An 18,225-nucleotide genomic window follows, 5' to 3' on the forward strand; every position below is an offset into this window, starting at 1 on the left:
CGCAGCGTCCTCTCATGAGGGCGCGGACGAACGATCGATTGCGGACGTGAAGTCGCAGCGTCCTGACACCCCGAAGCTGGTGTCCAGCGCAATGCGCTTAAAGCGCATTGTCGCCATGGTGGCCAACAAGCCCGGCGCACCAGGGAGACTGCGTATAAGCGTGAAGACCGTCGCGCAGGGAAGGCCGGGTGTTTCCGGCTGCACCTGTGGTACCTGCCGCCTGCATTCTTTTTCGCAGGCGGGCCGCAGGCGTCAGCCGACGCCTGGCCTTCCCTGCGCCCTCTGCATGTTTGCGAGGGACAAAGTGATAGCAGGCCTCGGGCGCAACGCGCCGCGAGAACGAGGCGTCATGCCCGCCGCTGTTTGACCCGTGTATCCGATTTATCCCACCGCGTTCGCCGCGGCGATTCACCACGCTGCCTTGCCTGACTGAGTGCGTTCACTCCGCGGCCCACAAGGGGAGCGGGCGAATTCACGGGCACTCCGCTTATCATCCGTCTTCGCTACGATGATGAGTTATTTCCGCGAGAAACCCACAGCCGCGCCGCCGTAAGGTGGGCAAAGCAACCGCCCGCAGGGCGGTCGCGTGCCCACCGTCCATCCGTGCATGCGGAGCGAAATGGTGGGCACGGCGCGCGATGGAGCGCAGCATGCGGTGCGCAGTGCTGCCTGCGCGCCTTTGCCCACCCTACGGTCGCGAGGCCGGGACGACGGCGGTGACGTTGATGCAGTCGAGAAGGAAGACTATGCGCCACGCGACGATCAGCCTCGCTGCGTGCTCAATCCACCACCGGCGGCCGGGCGAGCTTGAAATGCCGCAGCATCTCGACCAGCGCGCCGAGCCGCTGCTCGCGATAGGCCGCAACGTCCATGCCGGAATAATCGAGGAAGCCGGCGCCGGTGCGCAGGCCGATGCGGCCCTCGGCCATGTTGCGCTCGATCACCTCGGGTGCGCGGTAGCGGTCGCTGCCCAGTGCGCCTTCGAGGTAGCGGCTGGCGTAGTAGAGAATGTCACCGCCGCCCCAGTCGATGAATTCGAGCAGGCCGAGTACCGCGTAGCGGAAGCCGAAGCCGTAGCGGATCGCCTTGTCGATCTCCTCGGCGCTGGCGACGCCTTCGCCGACCATCCGCGCCGCCTCGTTCATCGCGAGTGCCTGGATGCGCGGCACGATGAAGCCCGGCGTCGCCGCGCAGACCACCGGCACCTTGCCGATGTCTTCCAGTAGCGCCTTCAACCGCGCCGCGACCTCGGGATCGGTCGCCTTGCCCGGCGAGATCTCGACCAGCGGAATCAGATAGGCTGGATTGAGCCAGTGCGCATTCAGGAAGCGCTCAGGCCGCTCCACCGCACCGGAGAGATCGTCGACCAGAATCGTCGATGTCGTCGAGGCGATGATGACGTCGGGCGCGACCGCGCGCGACGCCGCAGCCAGCACTTCGCGCTTGAGGTCGACGATTTCCGGCACGCCTTCGAACACCAGCGTGGTCTGTGCGAGGACATCGCCGCTCGAGCCGGCCGGCGCGACGGCGATCTTGTCCATCAGCTTGTCGGCGTCAGCGGCCTGCAGCATCCCGAGCCGCGCCAAGGTCGCGAATGTCGCGCCGACCTCGCCGAGCGCGTCGCGCTGCAGGCTGGCGAACTCTTCCGCCGTGCGCGGCTTGATGTCGATCATGGTCACGGGATGGCCGGCATAGGCGAAGGCGACGGCGATGCCGCGGCCCATGCGGCCGGCGCCGAGGCAGGCGATATGACCGCGCGCGCTCATTGAGCAAATCCATCGCGCAGCAACGCCTGCAGTGCGGTCCGGTCGAGACCAGCCAGGCCGAGGCTCGCCAGCGTGCGTCCCGTTGCCATGAAATCCTCACCGCAGATCGCACCGCCGATGGCCAGGAAGGCGCGGGCGAGCGGCGTCGGCGTGCCGGTCAGCTCGGCGGCCGAGATCAGGAACGACAGGCCGAGCCTGAGATCCTCGCGCATGTAGCGGTGCTGCGTCAGCACGAGCTGCTCGCGCCAATCGCCGGAATCGGTGAGCCGATCGTGCGAGCCGCGGCCATACATCCAGATCTCGCCCTCCTTGGCGTAGTGATGCGCCAGCGGAAAATGCGGCGCGCCGTAGCCGAGCGCCTCGCGCACCGCGATCCGCTCCGCATCGAGCGCGTCGGTGACGCGGCGGATAGAGGGCTGCGTGCCTTCCTTGTGAATGTCCCAGCGCTCGAAATGCTCGATGGGACCTGCATTCATCACGATCAGCGGCGGATGGATGATGCAGCCGGCATTCATCAGCGCACCCGACAGCGCATCGCCGCATGGCTCGATCACGCCGGGGAAGGCGCGGCCGATCACCGCGAGCGCGTGCTCCGCCGTCTTGAGAGGAAACACGCCGACCGGGAGCCGCTTGGCGCGGATGGTGATCGCGACCTCGAACGGGGCGTGCTTGCGCGTCAGCCAGGGCAGGGTGCCGGTCTCGGCGTAGCTGACGCTGGCTTCATTGCGGGCCTCGCGCGCCGCCGCCGCGAAGATCATGGTGCCGAAGGTCGCCGGGGGCAGGAACACGACCTGCCCATCGGCGAGATGCGGCGCCAGCAGGCGGGCGATGTCGGCTTGCGCGAAGGCCGGCGCCGGGCAGAGGATCAGCTCGGCACCGCTGATAGCCTCGCCGATGTCGGTCGTGACCAGCGCGAGCCTGGCCTCATGCCGGCCATTGACGTCCTTGACGACGATCGTCGAGCCCGCCGCGCGATGCTGCGCGACAGCGTCCGCATCGCGGCGCCACAGCCGGACCTCGTGACCTCCCAGCGCGAAATCGCCTGCCGCCGCAAAGGAGCCGTTGCCGCCGCCGAGCACTGCGATTTTCAAGAGCGCGTCTCCGTCTTGCTTATTTGGGGCCATCGATCTGGCGCAGCAGATGGTGCTGCACCTTGCCGAGCGCAGTGCGCGGCAGGTCGTCGACGAACACGATGTCGCGCGGCACCTTGAAGCGCGCGAGCTGCGACTGCAGATGCGCGCGCAGGGTCTCGGCGTCCAGCGCGCAGCCCTGGCGCCTGACGACGAACGCCACCGGCACCTCGTCCCAGCGCGGATCGGGCCGGCCGATCACGCCGCAATCGACGACGTCGGGATGCTCGCTGAGCACGCGCTCGATCTCGGCTGGGTAGACGTTCTCTCCGCCCGAGATGATCATGTTGTTCTTGCGCTCGAGCACGAAGAAGTGCCCCTCCGCATCGCGCTGGGCGATGTCGCCGGTGCGGTACCAGCCGTCATGGATCGCCTGTTGCGTGGCTTTGGCGTTGCCCCAATATTCGAAGAACAAATTGGGCCCGCGCACGGCGATCTCGCCCGCTTTGCCCGCCGGAAGCTCGTCGCCGTCTTTGTCGATGATCTTGGCCTCGCAGCACAGCCCGGGCAGGCCGGTCGAGCCTGCGCGCGAGAGGTCGCCGCCGAGCCGTGTGTAGACCGCGATCGGACAGGTCTCGGTCGAGCCATAGACCTGCAGCACCGGCACGCCGCGCGCCGTGATACGCTCGATCAGCGCTGGCGGCACGATGCTCGATCCGGTCGCAACAGCTCTCAGCGAGGACAGGTCCGTCGCGTTCCAATCCGGATGCTCGGTGACGGCCTGGATGGTTGCCGGCACCAGCACGGTCAATGTCGGCCGGTCGTTGACGATCGCTGCCAGCGTCGAATCCGGCGTGAAGCGGGCGTGCAGCGTGACGGTGGCGCCGTGATGCAGGGCCGGCGTGGTCTGGATGTTGAGGCCGCCGACATGGAACAGCGGCAGCACCGTCAGTACGTGATCATCGGAGGTCAGGCCATGCATGTGCTGGCTCATCACCCCGTTCCACAGCAGCGCCTCCTGGCGCAGCACCGCGCCCTTCGGCCGGCCCGTGGTGCCCGAGGTGTAGACGATCAGCAGCGGGCAGGAGAGATCGATGTGCGGGTTGCGGTCGTCGCCATGACCGCGCGCCAGCAGTTCATCGAGCGTCAGTCCGTCGGCCGGGGCAAAGTCGATGCCGACCGGCGCTGTCTCCGGGTGGCTCTCGGCCAGCGCCGGCAGCACCGGCGCGAACGCCTGCTCCAGCACCAGCACCTTGGCGGCAGCATCCGAGAGAATGAAGACCTGCTCGGCCACCGCAAGCCGCCAGTTCAACGGCACAAGGATCGCGCCGAGCCGCGCACAGGCATAGAGCAGGACCAGATAGTCCGGCCGGTTGAGGCTCAGAATCGCGACGCGGTCGCCACGTCCGACGCTGAACTCGGACTTGAGCGCGCGCGCCAACAGCGCGATGCGCTCGCTGAAATCGGCATAACTCTGCGTTACGCCTTCGAAATGGATCGCCGGCTTGTCCGGCGTGAACGCCGCGTTGCGCTCGATCAGGCTGCAGAGGTCCACGCTCAGTCGTCCGTCTCGCCGGGCTCGTACAGTGCCTCGCGGCCGATGCGGTCGAGGCACAATTCCGCGGTCCAGGGCAACATCAGGGAGCCGCAACGGCTGTCGCGATAGATGCGCTCCAGCGGCAGCGTCTTCAGCATCGATTGTCCGCCGCAGGTGCGGATGGCGAGCGCCGCCAGGTCATTGGCCCCCTCCATCACCGAGTACTGCGCCGCATAGGCGCGCAGCACCTGCTCCTTCGTCGGATTGGCGCGTGCCTCGCTGACGGCCTGGAACCAGATGCCTTTGATCTGTTCCAGCTTGATCTGCATCTGCGCGACCGCGATCTGCTTGGTCGGGTACATCCGCCGCTTGACCGGCGGCATGCCCGGCACCTCGCCGCGCAGATATTTGACGGTGAAGTCATACGCGGCCTGCGCCAGCCCCATATAGGTCGGCGACAGCGTCATGAACATGTGCGGCCAGCGCATCGCTGCCTGGAAGTAGACGCCGCGCGGCATCAAGGCGGCGTCCTCCGCAACGAAGACATCCTTGAACAGCAGGGTGCGTGACACCGTGCCGCGCATGCCCAGCGGATCCCAGTCACCGACGACAGAGACGCCCTCCGTTTTCGCCGGCACCGCGAGATAGAGCGTGTTGCGGCGGGATGCCTTCTCACCCTCGCTGACTTCGGTGCATAGCACTCCATAATAATCTGCGTGTCCGGCAAGCGAGGCGAAGATCTTCTTGCCGTTGATCAGCCAGCCGCCCTTGACCGGCTTGGCCTCGGTGCCGAACGCGACGCCGCCCGCTGCCGCCGCGCCGCCCTCCGAGAACGGCTGCGAATAGATCGCGCCGTCGTCGACGATGCGCTTGTAGTGGATCGCGCGCCGCCGCTCGTGCTCGGCGCGGACGTCCTCGTCCATGTCGAGATCGTCGGCGAGCGGTCCGGACCACAGGGTCGAGCAGACGTGCATGTTCCAGGTCAGCGCGGTGGCGCCGCAATAGCGGCCGATCTCGGCGGCGGTGAGTGCATAGGTCTGGTAGCCCGCACCGAGGCCGCCGAGAGCCTTGGGAACGGAGATGCCGAGCAGGCCCGCGCGATGCAGGTCCTTGTAGTTCTCAGTCGGAAAGCTCGCCTCGCGATCCCAGGTCGCGGCGCGGCCCGCCAGCACGCTCTGCCCGAGTTCCCGGGCCCGTGCGATGATGTCGGCCTGCTCGGCCGTGAGCCGATATGCCGCCGGATCGAACATCGGAGCATCGAGGGCTTCGCCGGAGGCTGTCGCCGTCTTCTGGACCGGGATCGTCATCATCTCTCCGCTGTCGCTGGTGTTGCACGTGCCGTCAGGAACGTATCGAGTGCGGCGTTGAAATCGCCGGGCCGTTCGAGATTGACGAGATGACCGGCGCCCTGAAGTTCGACGTAGTCGGACGAAGGAATGAAGCTCGCCATCTTCTCCATCATCGGCGCCGGCGCGTTGCGATCCTTCGAGCCCGAGAGCACCAGCGCCGGCACCTTGATGTCCTTCAAGGCTTGTCGCCGGTCGAAACCGAGCAGGGCCAGCATGCTGGCGCGATAGCTTGCCTCGGGTACGCCGGCCATGCAGGAGGTTGCAATTTCAAGGCCGCGCGGATCGGGATCGTCGCCGACCAACTCCTTGACCAGGTCCGGCGCCAGCGACGCCATCGTCGCGCCCCGATCGAGCGGGCCGAGGCGCGCCTCGATGAACGATTTCTGCCAGTCGCCGTCGGCCTTGCCGAAGGCCGGGCTGGTCTGAGCCAACACCACGGCTGCCGCGGCCTGCGGATGCGTCGTCAGCCATTCCTGTACGATCATTCCGCCGATGGAATGACCAACGAGGATCGGCTGCTTGGCGCCGATCTGGATCAGGAAATCTTGAAGCGCAGCGGCGAGCGTGGTGATGCTGACCATGTCGAGCCGTGCGGATCGGCCATAGCCCGGCATGTCCCAGGCCACCGCATGGCAGCGCTCGCCGAAATAATCGAGCTGACCACGCCATGCGCGCGCGGCACCACCGATGCCGTGCAGGAACACAACGCTCTGTTGCTCGGGCGTCCCCGATGCCTCGTAGCCGAAGCGGCCGTCCTTCGTGGTAACGATTTGCGACGCAGGCACGCAGACCTCCGAGATATGCCCGAGGCCGCTACGTTGCTCGCTCCGGGCCCTTGAACGCTAGTCGCGGTAACCGAGGTGTCAAGCCGCTTCCGGCGTGTTGTTGCAAAAATTTGAAGTTTAAAATAACTTCCCCGTCGAGACCTGCCAACGAAATCAGAGGAGGCGCACGCATGTCCGGACTTCCGCAAGCCGCGCATGCGATGGTGACGGGGGGCGGGCGCGGCATCGGCCGCGAAATTGCGCGCGCCTTGAAGCTTGCGGGCGCAACCGTGACGATCGTCGGTCGCAATGGCGCAACGCTCGATGAGGCGGTCGCGGCCGGATGCGCAGATCACGCCGCAATCGCCGATGTTGCCGATCCGGCGGCGCTCAATGCCGCAGCCGCAAGCGCCGCCGCGCGTCGGCCGATCGACATCCTGATTGCCAATGCGGGAAGCGCAGAATCGGCGCCGTTCCTGAAATCCGACACCGCGCTGTTCCACCGCATGATGGACATCAACTTCATGGGCGTCGTCCACGCCGTGCAGGCGGTGCTGCCGGCGATGAAGGGCAGGCCCTATGGCAGGATTGTCGCCGTGGCGTCGACCGCGGGTCTCAAGGGCTATCCCTATGTCAGCGCGTACACCGCGGCCAAGCATGCGGTCGTCGGCCTCACGCGATCGCTGGCGCTGGAGCTGGCCGCGACGCGCGTCACGGTCAATGCCGTGTGTCCCGGCTTTACCGATACCGATCTTGTCGCGGAAAGCGTCGACAACATCATGAAAAAGACCGGCCGCAGCCGGGAGCAAGCGATCGCCGAACTTGCCAAGCACAATCCGCAGGGGCGTCTCATCACGCCGCAGGAGGTTGCCGACACCGTGCTGTGGCTGTGCGGCAGCGGTGCCGGTGCGATCACAGGGCAGGCGATCGCGGTTGCCGGCGGCGAAGTGTGAGCCGCAGCGCCCTGGCCTAACGAAGACAGTTGAACAGAGGGAGCTTACATGTCGAGACCGGCCAATCCCGTCACCGTGCCGCTGGCGGACTACAAGCCCAGCCATTTCCTGCTTGCGGTCAAGGATCGCGTCGCGACCGTGACGTTGAACCGGCCCGAGCGCAAGAACCCGCTGACCTTCGAGAGTTATCGCGAGCTGACCGACTTCTTCCGGGCCTGCGCGTTCGACGATGACGTCAAGGCGATCGTCGTGGCCGGTGCAGGCGGCAATTTCTCGTCCGGCGGCGACGTTTTCGAGATCATCGGTCCGCTGGTGAAGATGGACACTAAGGGCCTGACCGCGTTCACCCGCATGACCGGCGATCTGGTCAAGGCGATGCGCGCCTGTCCTCAGCCGGTCGTGGCTGCCGTGGAGGGCATCTGCGCCGGCGCGGGCGCGATCGTCGCGATGGCCTCGGATATCCGGCTCGCCACGACCGGTGCCAAGGTCGCCTTCCTGTTCAACAAGGTCGGCCTTGCCGGCTGCGACATGGGCGCCTGTGCGATCCTGCCGCGCATCATCGGCCAGTCGCGCGCCTCCGAGCTGCTCTACACCGGCCGCTTCATGAGCGCGGACGAAGGCGAGCGCTGGGGCTTCTTCAGCCGTATCGTTGCGCCGGCCAAAGTGCTGACCCAGGCGGTGACGCTGGCGACCGAGATCGCGAACGGTCCAACCTTCGCCAACACCATGACCAAGCGCATGCTGGCCATGGAATGGGCGATGTCGGTGGAGGAGGCGATCGAGGCGGAGGCAGTTGCCCAGGCCTTGTGCATGACAACAGAGGATTTCAATCGCGCTTTCGAAGCCTTCGCCGCCAAGTCCAAACCGGTCTTCCAGGGGAATTGAGCTGCTCCGGGAACCGAAGGGACTTGCCAGGAGATATTTTAGGTCTAAAATAATTTTCATTGGCTCGGCTCTCCAGTGGAGGCGCTCATGAAGATCGCGATCATCGGCGGCGGACCTGCCGGTCTCTATGCGGCGATATTGCTCAAGAAGCAGCGGCCCAGCGCCGACATCGCGGTCTACGAGCGCAACCGCGCCGACGATACGTTCGGCTTCGGCGTGGTGTTCTCCGACGCCACGCTCGACAATTTCGAGAAGCACGATCTGCCGAGCTACCAGCGGATCACCCAGGAGTTCGCCTACTGGGATGATATTGCCGTGCATTTCCGCGGCACGGTCCACCGGGTCGGCGGCAATGGTTTCTGCGGCTGCTCGCGCCGCACGCTGCTGCGAATCCTGCAGGAGCGAGCGCGCGAGCTGGGTGTGACCCTGCAGTTCGAGGTCGACCTCGAGGACGAGTCGCAATTCGCTGATGCGGATCTCCTGATCCTGTCTGACGGCATCAACAGTCGTTTCCGTCAGAAGTACGTCGATCACTTCCAGCCGGAGGTGGATCTGCGCGCCAACAAGTTCGCGTGGATGGGCTCGACCAAGCCGCTCGATGCCTTCACCTTCATCTTCCAGGAGACCGAGTGGGGTCCGTTCATCGCGCACGCCTACCAATACGAGGCGGGGCACTCGACCTGGATCTTCGAGACCGATCCAGAGACCTTCGAGCGGGCCGGCCTGACCGGGCTCGACGAGCGGCAATCCGCCGACCGCATGAAGGAGATCTTCGGCTGGTTCCTCGGCGACCATCCGCTGCTGATCAACCGCTCGATGTGGCGCAATTTCCCGATGATCCGCAACAAGCGCTGGGTCAAGGACAACATGGTGCTGCTCGGTGACGCCAAGTCGACTGCGCATTTCTCGATCGGCTCGGGCACCAAGCTTGCGATGGAGGACGCGATCGCGCTGGCTGACGCCATGCAGCGCGCGCCCAACATTCCGGCGGCGCTCGATCTTTACGAGCATGGCCGGCGCGAGGAGGTCGAGAAGACCCAGCACGCCGCCGACGTGTCGCTGGTCTGGTTCGAGCACGTCGACCGCTTCTGGGATTTCGATCCGGTTCAGTTCGCGTTCGGCGTGATGACGCGCTCGAAAGCGATCACCTACGACAATCTCACTTTGCGCGCGCCGGACTTCGTGGCCGAGGTTGACAAGGCCTTCGCGCAGCAGGTCCGCGCCAACGGATTCGACGTCGACGTCGAGAAGCCGGTCGCACCGATGTTTCAGCCGTTCAAGCTGCGGGAGATGACGGTCACGAACCGCGCGGTGCTGTCGCCGATGTGCATGTACTCCGCGGATGAAGGCGTACCTGGCGATTTTCATCTGGTGCATTACGGCTCGCGCGCGATCGGCGGCGCGGGCCTGCTGTTCACCGAGATGACCTGCGTGAGCCGCGATGCGCGTATCACGCCCGGCTGTGCCGGTTTGTGGAACGACGCCCAGGAGGCGGCCTGGACGCGCATCGTCGATTTCGTCCACGCCAACTCGAGAGCGAAGTTCGCGCTGCAGCTCGGCCACGCCGGCCGCAAAGGCGCGACCAAGCTGATGTGGGACGGCATCGACCAGCCGTTGGAGCAAGGGGGCTGGGACGTGGTGTCGGCGTCGCCATTGCCGTATTTCCCGGACAGCCGGGTGCCGCGCGAGCTCGACCGCGCGGCGATGGATGCAATCAAGGCCGACTTCGTCGCTGCGGCCGAGCGTGGCAACCGCTGCGGATTCGACATGCTCGAACTGCACTGCGCCCACGGCTATTTGCTCGCCAGCTTCATCTCGCCGTTGACCAACAAGCGGACCGACGACTATGGCGGCGCGCTGGAGAACAGGCTGCGCTTCCCGCTGGAAGTGTTCGCGGCGATGCGCGCGGCGTGGCCGGCGCACAAGCCGATGTCGGTGCGCATCTCCGCCACCGACTGGGCCGACGGCGGCGTCACTGGTGACGACGCGGTGCTGATCGCCCGCGCGTTCGGCGAGGCCGGCGTCGATCTCGTCGATGTCTCGACCGGCCAGACCGTTTGCGAGGCCAAGCCGATCTACGGCCGCATGTTCCAGACGCCGTTCTCCGATCAGGTCCGCAATGAGGCTGATGTCGCGACCATGTGCGTCGGTAACATCACCTCGGCCGACCAGGTCAACACCATCCTGGCCGCCGGCCGCGCCGATCTCGTCGCGCTCGGCCGTCCGCATCTGGTCGACCCCGCCTTCACGATGAAGGCCGCGGCCTGGTACGGCGCCGACATGTTCTGTCCGCCGCAATATCTGCCGGGCAAGGAGCAAATCTTCCGCAACAGCGTCCGCGATCGGCAGGATTTCGAGGAGCTGAAGATTAAGGCTAAGCCGAAGACGCGGGCCGAGCTGACGGCAGAGGCTGCGAAGCCGCTTGCGGCGGAGTAAGGCTCCGTGCCACGCTGCTGCCCGGTACGAGAAGTACGAGTGGAGTAGAGGCGATGAAGGCGATCATCGTTGGCGGCGGTATCGGCGGATTGACCACGGCCCTGATGCTGCGGGCGCGCGGCATCGACTGTGAGCTGTTCGAGCAGGCGGATGCAATCCGCGAGCTCGGTGTCGGCATCAACACCCTGCCGCACGCGATCCGGGAGCTCGCCCAGCTCGGGCTGCTCGACCGGCTCGACGAAGTCGCCATCCGGACCTATGAGCTGTTCTACTTGACTCGGCGCGGCCAGGAGGTCTGGCACGAGACCCGCGGGCTCGACGCCGGCCACGACGTGCCGCAATTCTCGATTCACCGCGGCCGTCTGCAGAGCGTGATCCATCAGGCGGTGATGCAGCGGCTCGGGCCTGAGAAGGTCCACACCGGCTGCCGGCTCGGCTCGTTCACCCAGGACGAGGGCGGTGTGACCGCCTATTTCTTCGACCGCACCGGCGCTCATGTTCACACCGTCCGCGGGGACGTCCTGATCGGCGCCGACGGCATTCATTCCAAGGTCCGGCAGACGCTGTTCCCCAATGAGGGCGCGCCGTGCTGGAACGGCCTGATGCTGTGGCGCGGCGCCACCGACTGGCCGGCGTTCCTGACCGGGCGGTCGATGATCATCGCCGGCGGCCTGAACGCCAAGGCGGTGATCTATCCGATCGCCGAGGGCTCGAGCCCCGCGACCCGCCTCACCAACTGGGCCGTGCTGGTGCGCATCGGCGATGCCAACACCGCGCCGCCGCGGCGTGAGGACTGGTCGCGGCTCGGCAAGACGGATGAGCTGATGCCGCATGTCAACGGCTTCTCCATTCCCCAGGTCGACTTCGCCGCGATGGTGCGGGCGACGCCGGAGTTCTGGGAATATCCCTGCTGCGACCGCGATCCGCTGCCGTACTGGTCGAGCGGCCGCGTCACCTTGTTGGGCGATGCCGCGCATCCGATGTACCCGGTCGGCTCCAATGGCGCCTCGCAGGCCATTCTCGATGCCCGCGCGCTCGCCGATGCCTTGGCCCGCTCCGAGCATCCGCGCCAGGCGCTGATGGCCTATGAGCAGAAGCGGCTGCCGATGACCGCCGAGATCGTCGCGTCGAACCGCCGCGGCGGCCCCGAGGGCGTCATCGATGCCGTCGAGCAGCTCGCGCCGCAAGGCTTCACGGACATCAACACCATCCTCAACTACGAAGCCCGAGAGGGTATCGTGCGCGGTTATGCGAGCCGGGCCGGCTTTGCCGCGCGGATGGTGACGCGGCAGGCGTCGTAGCAACTATCTGAGACTGCCCGAACGGCTGCCCCTCGCCCCATCCCTCTCCCCGTGAGGACGGGGAGAGGGAGCGCGCTACGTTCTGCGCAACAGTTCGAAACAAGCGCCAGATCAGACTCACGCCCCCGGAGGCGGGGGCAGGAAGTGGATGTTGTGCTCAGCGGCGAGCTTCACCACGTCGTCCGGGTTCTGCTCGCGCATGTTGTGGATCGCCCAGAACAGCTCGTAGAGCCGCCGCGTCGGCGACACCCAGAACAGCGTCTTTGCCGTCTGCTGCGACTTGTTGAAGATGCCGTGCGGCTTGCCCATCGGCAGCCGCACCGTGTCGCCGGCGGTGGCGTATTCCTCGGCGCCATCCAGGAAGAAGTCGAGCCGTCCTTCGAGGATGTAGAGATACTCGTCCTGGTCGGGGTGGATGTGCGGCGGCACGAAGGTGCCGACCGGGAACGTCGCGTGCCAGGAGAAGCTGTGCTCGGTGCGGTTCTTCGGCACATAGACCTGGCCGAGAATGTTCCAGGAGATGCCCTGGATGCCCTCATTGGCCCGGGTGATGCCGGCGATTTCCGGATGGTTCATGTCGTTTTCGCTCCCTGCTGTTACTTGGCCGCGCAATCCTTGGCGTAGCGGTCGGCGTAGTTTTCGAACACCTTCTGTACGATCTCGGTCTGGAACTTGCCATCCGGCCGCTTGGCGACCTTGGTCAGATAGAAGTCCTGGATCGGATAGCCGTTGGTGTTGAACTTGAAGTTACCGCGCAGCGAGGCAAAATCGGCCTTCTTCAGCGCCGCGGCTACTGCATCCTTGTTGCTGAGGTTGCCGCCGACTGCCTTCACGGCGCTGTCGATCAGCAGCGCGGCGTCATAGGCCTGCATCGCGTAGGTGCCGGGCACGCTGTTGTAGGCGGCCTCGTAGCCGGCGACGAACTTCTTGCTCTGCGGATTGTCGAAATTGGGCGCCCAGTTGGCGCCGCCGAACATTCCGACCGCGGCATCCTGCTGCGCAGGGAGCGTGGATTCGTCGACCGTGAAGGCCGAGAGCACCGGAATGGTGTCGGCAAGGCCGGCCTGCTTGAACTGCTTGACGAGGTTCACGCCCATGCCACCCGGCATGAAGGTGAACACGGCGTCCGGCTTCTGCGAGGAGATCTTGGACAGCTCGGGCTGGAAGTCGAGCGTGTTGAGCGGAACGTAGGACTCTTCGACGATCTCGCCCTTGTAGTCGAGCTTGAAGCCGGCGACGGAATCGCGCCCGGCCTGATAGTTCGGAACCAGCAGATACATCTTCTTGTAGCCGCGGTCCTGCGCGACCTTGCCGAGAACGGCATGCACTTGGTCGTTCTGGTACGAGGTCACGTAGAAGTAGGGGCTGCATTCCTTGCCGGCGTAGCTGGACGGACCGGCATTCGGGCTGATCAGGAAGGTCTTGTTCTCGGTGACCGGCCGGTGGATGGCCTGCAGCATGTTGGAGAAGATCGGACCGACGACGAAGTCGACCTTGTCACGCTCGAGCAGGCCCTTGACCTTGGTGATCGCGGCATCCGGCTTCAGCTCGTCGTCGGCGACCACCACCTCGACGTCCTTGCCGCCCATCTTGCCGCCGAGGTCCTTGATGGCAAGGTTGAAGCCGTCGCGGACCTGGCCGCCGAGCGCGGCGGCGGGGCCGGAGAGGGTGACGATGACGCCGATCTTGATTTTGTCGTCGGCCAGCGCCGGCTGGGCGAGCAGGCTCGCGGCAATGCCAAGACCGACGCCGAGACCGGCCAGCTTCGAACTCATTTTCATGACAACTCCCCCGGGATGCGGAAATTCAGGTTTATGTTTTTTGCACCTGACCAAACGATGGGCCAGACCGCAGCTTGGTCACAAGCCTAGTCTGATGACGCCCTCAGCTGCAAGCGAGCTGCTCGCGCAAGGGGCAGTTTCGGCACGCATGCAAGCGCCGCGCCAATTGCTTGAAGGTTAAAGGAATTGCCTCCTCATCGTCCTGCGCAAAATGACGGTACATTTTTCCTTGCTCCCAGGAGGTCCTGAAGGTCAAACTCACGAGCCTCGCCAGACGAGGCTGAACGTGCCCAAGTGATTCCGTCATGACGCTTGATTCCGAGACCAAGGCCGTCGAGCTGCCCGAGGACCATGCCGAGGAGCTGCGGCTGTGGCTGCGCCTGCTCACCTGCACGACCCTGATCGAAGGCGAGATCCGCAGCCGGCTGCGCGAGCGTTTCGACGTGACCCTGCCGCGTTTCGACCTGATGGCGCAGCTCGACAAGGCGCCTGATGGCATGACCCTGTCCGACGTCTCCAAGCGCATGATGGTCTCGAACGGCAACGTCACCGGACTGGTCGAGCGCCTCGTCGAATCCGGCCATCTGGATCGCCGCACCTCCGACACCGACCGCCGCGTCCAGGTGATCCGGCTGACCAAGCTCGGCCGCGCCGAATTCCGCAAGATGGCGGCCGAGCACGAGACCTGGATCGCGGACATCTTCGGCGATCTCACGGAGAAGGACGTGCGCGAGTTGATGCGGCTGCTCGCCAAGACCAAGGGATCGGCGCAGAAGGCCGTGCAGCGCCGGCAGGATTGAAGCGGGCCTGACAGGACGTCGCAGGCCACGCTGCCACGCGCGGCAGGCGCTCAAACAATTTGCGGGCAGTGCACAATCTTCGGCTCTTGCGCCTAGATGTTTTAAGTCTAAAATGTTTAGGACTGAAACGTGCCGGGCGTCCTTCCCTTCAGACAGGAGCGTGTGATGGCCACTGCCGCCAAGGTTCAGCAGCCGGAGAGCGCCAGCGCGCATGCGCATAGCGCCCACGTCGACACCTTCGCCCAGGACAATCTGCCGCCGCGTGAGCTGTGGCCAGACTTCGTCTTCAGCCGGCCCGAATTCCAGTATCCGCCGCGGCTGAACTGCGTGACGCATTTCGTCGATCGCTGGGTCAAGGAGGGGCGGGGCGATGCGCCATGCATCATCAGCGCTGACATCAGCTACACGTATCGCGAGCTGCAGGCACTGGTGAACAGGATCGCCAACGTCCTGGTCGGCAAGCTCGGTCTCGTGCCCGGCGGCCGCGTGCTGCTCCGCTCCGCGAACAATCCGATGATGGTTGCCACCTATCTGGCCGTCATCAAGGCCGGCGGCATCGTGGTCGCCACCATGCCGCTGCTGCGCGCCAAAGAGCTGTCCTATCCGATCCAGAAGGCGCAGATCGCGCTGGCCTTGTGCGACGGCAAGCTGGCCGACGAGATGGAAAAGACCCGCCCGATCGCGCCGGCGCTGAAGCAGGTGGTCTATTGGGGCAACGGCCAGCCCAACGCGCTGGAGGCGCTGATCGCCGATGCCAGCCCGGAGTTCACCGCGGTCGATACCGCCTCCGACGATCTCTGCCTGATCGCCTTCACCTCCGGCACGACCGGCGATCCCAAGGGCACCATGCATTTCCACCGCGACATGCTCGCGGTGTGCGACGGCTACGCCCGCAACGTGCTGCGCGCCAGCCAGAGCGACCGCTTCATCGGCACCGCACCGCTCGCCTTCACCTTCGGTTTCGGCGGCGTGCTGTTTCCGATGCACATCGGGGCATCCTACGTCGTGCTGGAAAAGACCTCGCCGGACGATCTGCTCGCGGCCATCGAGCGCTACAAGGCCACCATCTGCTTCACGGCGCCGACCGCCTATCGGGCCATGCTGAGCAAGCTCGATGGGCGCGACATCTCCTCGCTGCGCAAATGCGTCTCCGCCGGTGAGACCCTGCCGAAGCCGACCTTCGACGCCTGGCTGAAGGCGACCGGGCTGAAGCTGATGGACGGCATCGGCTCGACCGAGATGCTGCATATCTTCATCAGTGCCGTCGAGGACGAGATCCGTCCCGGCGCCACCGGCAAGCCGGTGCCGGGCTACGAGGCCAAGATCGTCGACGACGAGGGCCACGACGTGCCGCCGGGCACGATGGGGCGGCTCGCGGTGCGGGGTCCCACCGGCTGCCGCTATCTCGCCGACGAGCGTCAGCGCAAATACGTCCAGAACGGCTGGAATGTCACCGGCGACACCTATGTGATGGATGAGGACGGCTACTTCTGGTATCAGTCGCGCTCTGACGACATGATCGTCTCGTCCGGCTACAACATCGCCGGCACCGACGTCGAGGCGGCGCTGTTGACGCATGCGGCGGTCGCCGAATGCGGCGTCGTCGGTGCTCCCGACGACGCGCGCGGAATGGTCGTGAAGGCGTATGTCGTGCTGGCGCCGGGGGTGGAAGGCACGCCGGCGCTGGTGGCCGAGCTGCAGGAGCATGTCAAACGCGAGATCGCGCCGTACAAATATCCGCGCGCGATCGAGTTCGTGACGCAACTGCCCAAGACCGAGACCGGCAAGCTGAAGCGGTTCGCCCTGCGGCAGATCGCGCAGGCTGCCGCTACGCCGTCGCCCGGCGCGGCCTCGTAGGAGAGACAAGGAGAGACGTTCGTGAGCACGACCAAGGCGCCCACGCTGGCCGTGGTGAAGCAGGATGAGGCCGAGGGCATGCGCGTTCTGCAGCCGAGCGGCTGGCCGATGCCAAAGGGCTACGCCAACGGCATCAGTGCCGAGGGGCGCATCGTCGTCACCGGCGGCGTGATCGGTTGGGACGCGAGCGAGACGCTCGCCGATGGCTTTGTGACGCAGGTCCGGCAGGCGCTGGAAAACATCGCCGCGATCCTGGCTGAAGGCAATGCGCGTCCGGAGCACCTGGTGCGGCTGACCTGGTACGTCGTCGACATGGATGAGTATCTCGGCAATTTGAGGGAGCTTGGGAAGATCTATCGCGAGATCTTTGGCAGTCATTATCCCGCGATGGCCCTGGTGCAGGTCGTCAGGCTGGTCGAGAAGGCCGCGCGGGTGGAGATCGAGGCGACTGCGGTGGTGCCGCGCTGAGGGCGCGTGCTGCCGGCAGGGGCTGGTCTTTGATCGGTCGAACTTGGAACGTGACATCGCGTTCTCGCGGCTGGTCGGCCCGAGCTTTGCTGGTCGATCACCCCCGGCGAAAATCGAGGGCGCAGGGAAGGCCGGGTGTCCACCACACCCGCGGCCCCCGTGCGACAGAAAATGCACGGGGCAGGAACCACAGGTGGGCCGAACATGCCGGCCTTCCCTGCGCGATGTTTGACGGCTTATACGTGGTCTCCCTGGTGCGCCGGGCTTGTTGGCCACCATGATCCGCGCGATGCACTGAGCATCGTCGCGAACGTGATACCAGCGTCGGGGTATCAGGACATCACGACTTCACCGTACGCCACGACATCACTCGTCCGCGCAACAAGCGCATGATGCAACGGCGTCCACCGCGGCCTGCCCCACGTATCGTGACGACGCGTACGCCCCTCTTCGCCTGGGCAGGTTGGGCGCAAGCATCGTCGTGATTTGCCCGACGGCACAAGGCCAGCGCGCTGCGACATGGTAACGCGACGGGCAGTCACACAGGACATCACGGTTCGCAGGCATGTCGCTTCGTTAGTGGAACAATTGTGGTCGTCTGATGATCCTGCCGCCGAATGAACGACTTGGGATCGCCATGTCGCAGACATCAACCTGTTCGAGCGTGACGGCGCAGTGGCGGGTGAGAGCAGGGGGCGGACTTGGACTGGAAACTCTTCGTGACGACGGCGCTGGCCGCCGGCATCGGCGCCGCGGCCGGCGCGCTGGCATTGGCGACGGCCGGGGGCGGCGGCATCGAGCATCAGGCCGACGCCAAGATGCTGGAGATCGGCGTCGCCATCCTGCGCGAGCCGGCGCGGGTGGATGACGATCCGATGCGGTCATGGGCCGTGCGGGTGGTCGAGAAGAAGTCGGGTGTGACTTTTACAGATCAGCAGCGCGCGGCGTTGCTGAAGCGCGCCGCGGGGGGACGGTAGCTCCGCTCCCGGTGCGTAGGGTGGGCAAAGGCGCGCCGTGATCGCGATTGTTTTTTGGCACTGTCTGATCGCGCCGTGCCCGCCGTTGTTCGCGGACGGTCCGCCGGTGGGCACGCGATCGTGCGGCTTACTCCGCACGACGGCTTTGTCCACCCTACGAACTTATGGCGTCATTGCGAGGAGCGCAGCGACGAAGCAATCCAGAGTCGCGCACTCGGCCCTGGATTGCTTCCGCCTTCGCCCGAGAGGGCTTCGGCGGACACGTCGCTGCGCTCGCAATG

General features: G+C 65.6%; 15 protein-coding genes. 8 read left to right on the forward strand and 7 right to left on the reverse strand.

Translation table 11 applies throughout. The features are described from left to right. Positions 1 to 779: 779 nt before the first annotated feature. From QX073_RS26360 to QX073_RS26380, 5 genes are read right to left on the reverse strand one after another with little or no spacing between them, the layout of a single operon-like run. Positions 780 to 1,766 (reverse strand): 3-hydroxybutyryl-CoA dehydrogenase, encoded by a 987-nt coding sequence (locus tag QX073_RS26360; protein WP_316226627.1) that lies wholly within the window; start codon positions 1,764 to 1,766, stop codon positions 780 to 782. After that, a complete protein-coding gene (locus QX073_RS26365; RefSeq protein ID WP_316226628.1) occupies positions 1,763 to 2,857 on the reverse strand; it encodes an NAD/NADP-dependent octopine/nopaline dehydrogenase family protein in 1,095 nt (364 codons plus the stop codon). The genes QX073_RS26360 and QX073_RS26365 overlap by 4 nt, the downstream gene beginning before the upstream one ends. 19 nt (positions 2,858 to 2,876) lie before the next feature. Next, positions 2,877 to 4,391, reverse strand: a complete 1,515-nt coding sequence (locus tag QX073_RS26370; RefSeq protein WP_316226629.1) for a class I adenylate-forming enzyme family protein — start codon at positions 4,389 to 4,391, stop codon at positions 2,877 to 2,879. Between the two features lie 2 nt (positions 4,392 to 4,393). Continuing rightward, entirely contained in the window at positions 4,394 to 5,680 is a 1,287-nt protein-coding gene (locus tag QX073_RS26375) for an acyl-CoA dehydrogenase family protein (protein ID WP_316191805.1), read from the reverse strand. Next, on the reverse strand, positions 5,680 to 6,507 hold the full coding sequence (locus tag QX073_RS26380) for an alpha/beta hydrolase (protein WP_316226630.1): 828 nt from the start codon (positions 6,505 to 6,507) through the stop codon (positions 5,680 to 5,682). The genes QX073_RS26375 and QX073_RS26380 overlap by 1 nt, the downstream gene beginning before the upstream one ends. A 170-nt stretch (positions 6,508 to 6,677) precedes the next feature. Here QX073_RS26380 and QX073_RS26385 point away from each other — a divergent pair, with 170 nt between their 5' ends. From QX073_RS26385 to QX073_RS26400, 4 genes are all read left to right on the forward strand, one after another. Continuing rightward, a complete protein-coding gene (locus QX073_RS26385) occupies positions 6,678 to 7,439 on the forward strand; it encodes an SDR family oxidoreductase (protein ID WP_315715613.1) in 762 nt (253 codons plus the stop codon). Between the two features lie 48 nt (positions 7,440 to 7,487). Further along, positions 7,488 to 8,324, forward strand: a complete 837-nt coding sequence (locus QX073_RS26390) for an enoyl-CoA hydratase family protein (protein WP_316226631.1) — start codon at positions 7,488 to 7,490, stop codon at positions 8,322 to 8,324. A gap of 87 nt (positions 8,325 to 8,411) precedes the next feature. After that, positions 8,412 to 10,760, forward strand: a complete 2,349-nt coding sequence (locus QX073_RS26395) for a bifunctional salicylyl-CoA 5-hydroxylase/oxidoreductase (protein ID WP_316226632.1) — start codon at positions 8,412 to 8,414, stop codon at positions 10,758 to 10,760. Between the two features lie 53 nt (positions 10,761 to 10,813). Next, complete coding sequence (locus QX073_RS26400) at positions 10,814 to 12,061, forward strand: flavin-dependent oxidoreductase (RefSeq protein WP_315715616.1); 1,248 nt, start codon at positions 10,814 to 10,816, stop codon at positions 12,059 to 12,061. A 117-nt stretch (positions 12,062 to 12,178) separates the two neighbouring features. Here the strand turns inward: QX073_RS26400 and QX073_RS26405 are convergent, their stop codons facing one another. Together QX073_RS26405 and QX073_RS26410 are read right to left on the reverse strand one after the other, a co-directional pair. Then, positions 12,179 to 12,637: a cupin domain-containing protein gene (locus QX073_RS26405; protein ID WP_315751999.1), complete on the reverse strand. Its 459-nt coding sequence runs from the start codon at positions 12,635 to 12,637 to the stop codon at positions 12,179 to 12,181. A gap of 20 nt (positions 12,638 to 12,657) precedes the next feature. After that, positions 12,658 to 13,842: an ABC transporter substrate-binding protein gene (locus QX073_RS26410; RefSeq protein WP_315715618.1), complete on the reverse strand. Its 1,185-nt coding sequence runs from the start codon at positions 13,840 to 13,842 to the stop codon at positions 12,658 to 12,660. A gap of 305 nt (positions 13,843 to 14,147) precedes the next feature. On the opposite strand from QX073_RS26410, the gene QX073_RS26415 reads away from it, so the two are divergent. The 4 genes from QX073_RS26415 to QX073_RS26430 all read left to right on the forward strand — a co-directional run bounded on the left by QX073_RS26415 (position 14,148) and on the right by QX073_RS26430 (position 17,944). Further along, positions 14,148 to 14,642 (forward strand): MarR family transcriptional regulator, encoded by a 495-nt coding sequence (locus QX073_RS26415; protein ID WP_315751998.1) that lies wholly within the window; start codon positions 14,148 to 14,150, stop codon positions 14,640 to 14,642. A gap of 165 nt (positions 14,643 to 14,807) precedes the next feature. Then, a complete protein-coding gene (locus QX073_RS26420; protein WP_316193347.1) occupies positions 14,808 to 16,499 on the forward strand; it encodes a benzoate-CoA ligase family protein in 1,692 nt (563 codons plus the stop codon). Between the two features lie 21 nt (positions 16,500 to 16,520). Beyond that, a complete protein-coding gene (locus QX073_RS26425) occupies positions 16,521 to 16,967 on the forward strand; it encodes a RidA family protein (RefSeq protein ID WP_315715621.1) in 447 nt (148 codons plus the stop codon). 701 nt (positions 16,968 to 17,668) lie between these two features. Continuing rightward, the gene (locus tag QX073_RS26430) at positions 17,669 to 17,944 is read left to right on the forward strand and encodes a hypothetical protein (protein ID WP_315715622.1); all 276 of its coding nucleotides are present in this window, start codon (positions 17,669 to 17,671) and stop codon (positions 17,942 to 17,944) included. The last annotated feature ends 281 nt before the right edge of the window (positions 17,945 to 18,225 follow it).

Source organism: Bradyrhizobium sp. SZCCHNS3052, from assembly GCF_032484495.1.
Classification (GTDB): domain Bacteria; phylum Pseudomonadota; class Alphaproteobacteria; order Rhizobiales; family Xanthobacteraceae; genus Bradyrhizobium.